The 2189-nt window shown below is 51.6% G+C and carries 1 protein-coding gene and 1 pseudogene; both read left to right on the top strand.

Features of this window, described 5'->3' with window-relative positions; translation table 11 throughout:
• Nucleotides 1–1370: DEAD/DEAH box helicase (locus FQ182_RS29500; RefSeq protein ID WP_149494083.1), on the top strand; the 1370-nt coding region annotated here is incomplete at its 5' end.
• Nucleotides 1371–1996: 626 nt separating this feature from the next.
• A pseudogene (locus FQ182_RS29495) lies at nt 1997–2189 on the top strand (carboxylate--amine ligase); the annotation flags it as partial.

Below are 2189 nucleotides of genomic sequence, written 5' to 3'. Positions count from 1 at the left end.
AAAGGGAATGTATAGAAACCGCGCTTGAGCACTATCGCGGTAACCCTCACTTCTTCTGCCAAGCAACACCAGGTTCGGGAAAAACGCGAATGGCAGCAGAGCTAGCCAAGGTGCTGCTCGAGCGCAATGAAATTGATTTGATCCTTTGTTTCGCTCCATCTCGACAAGTGGTAGATGGCTTCCGTCGGACGTTTGCCGAAGTGCTCGGGAGACGGCTTGATGGGTTAATCGGCGCTGTGGGTGCTGTGTGTACCTATCAAGGTATGGAGTATCGGGATGAGGCGTTTTGGAGGCTCTTCGATGACCATCGTATATTCGCCGTATTTGATGAGATACATCACTGTGCAGGCCACGATGCGCTGTTAAGCAATGCTTGGGGCCAACAGATCATTCAGAGAGTTCAAGATCGCGCAGCATGCACGCTTGCACTTTCGGGTACTCCTTGGCGATCTGATCAAAAGGCAATCGCCTTGGCACGCTATTCCACGCCTGAGGCAAATCTTATCTGCGATTATCGATATGGATTGCCAGAGGCAATCGCGGACCAAGTTTGTCGATCGCCTCGGATAGTCATTCTTGACAATCAAATGGTTAGGTTTTCTGAGGCCGTTGCAAGCGAGAATACGGTCACGATTTTCCCAAACATAGCCAGGCTTTTGGCCGACTCTCCTGTGTCCTACGAAGATCTTTTATGTCATGAGGATATTCTCAAGCAGCTACTGCTCTTGGGGTGTAACAAGCTTAATTCGATTCGCGAGGTGAAGCCTGACGCCGGCGGCCTAGTGGTAGCAACGAACATTGAACATGCCCATCAGATCGCGGCTATGCTCCGGCACCAAGGTGAGATGTGCCAAGTCGTAACCAACAAGACTCCCAATGCTCAGCAGGTAATCAACGACTTTCGCTACAGCAGTTGTCCTTGGATAGTCGCTGTTGGGATGATCAGTGAAGGGACGGATATCCCTAGGTTACAGGTGTGCTGTCACCTGAGTCGGATCAGGACCGAATTATACTACCGACAAGTTCTAGGACGGATCCTGCGTCGTTCAACTACGACTGACAACGAAGCATGGCTTTACGTCCTGGCGGAACCAACGCTTCAGCAGTTTTCTGAGCGGGTAGCTGATGACTTGCCAGATTCCCATGCTGTGCTCAGCTTGGTACGGGGGGCGCCGAGTGACTCCGTCAGCTACGAGTTTGGAAGTGGCGATGCTGAGTCGAGGAGCGATCTGGAGATCGGGTTCGGCCTTATGCATCCAGATCAAGCTGGTCATAGCTCTTCAGCGTCTCTTAAAGACTTCGTGATTGGACCTGCATACGAGCTTAGTTTTTCGCAACACTACCGCACGCAGTTACTTCGAGTTTGTTAATCCCCGGCCACTCATCTGGTGCGCGCGAGCGGGTTTTGGCTTATGCGGAAATGGACCTTCACGGGTGTCCTCGTTTCATGGAATGTGGATACGCGGAATTTTGCCCAATCGCGTAGTTGTTGACCCTTTAGTCGCCGGACTCCAGGTGGTGGTATAGATTATCCCGGGGTCGATACTGGTTCAAAACTTGAGGACGGTACGGGGTGAGCTTCAGTTGCCCTGCAGCTTCATACGCTGAAATAGAATGTCTGTGGACGATTTACTTGATGTCGCTGCAGAATTGTTAGAAAAATGTTGCGATCGGTGCCCATTCTTAACTGGACTCGACTCGAAAATGACGATGCTGTTTGTTTTTCTCCGGCTGACCTCGCCTAGTTTTGCCTCACCACCACCGTCCCGAATTATTTTACGAGCGCAGGAACCGCATGCAAGCGGTCCAGTTTAAAAGCTGAAAACCGAAATTGTGGATGGGAGCTTGTCTCGTGATGACGCTCTCCTGGAACAACGCGCTGCATTGCCTTGACGCTACGGCCGGACTCGTTATGTTCCGGTTGAACTTATCGGATGCTGTCAGTCCCCGTCATCGGGTTTGACTGTCAGTGCACATCTACAAGTGAGGTTAAAACATGATTTGGTTTCTCGAAGGGCAGTCTAGCCAGCGCGACATTATTCAAGGTGCGCGTGATGCGCTGCCACCTGAGGTGAAGATTTTCGCCTCGCATCGCGACGATCGCCCTGAAATCACGGCCGGTGCAGATATTAGTTTCACCGAGCCTCGTGGTGCTGAAGAGCGGATCTCGTGGGTGATTTCGACTGCAC

This window comes from Pseudomonas sp. ANT_H4 (assembly GCF_008369295.1).
In the GTDB taxonomy this organism is placed as follows: domain Bacteria; phylum Pseudomonadota; class Gammaproteobacteria; order Pseudomonadales; family Pseudomonadaceae; genus Aquipseudomonas.
The sequence above is the reverse complement of the archived record's forward strand: the minus strand, read 5'-3'. Positions and strand labels throughout refer to the sequence as shown.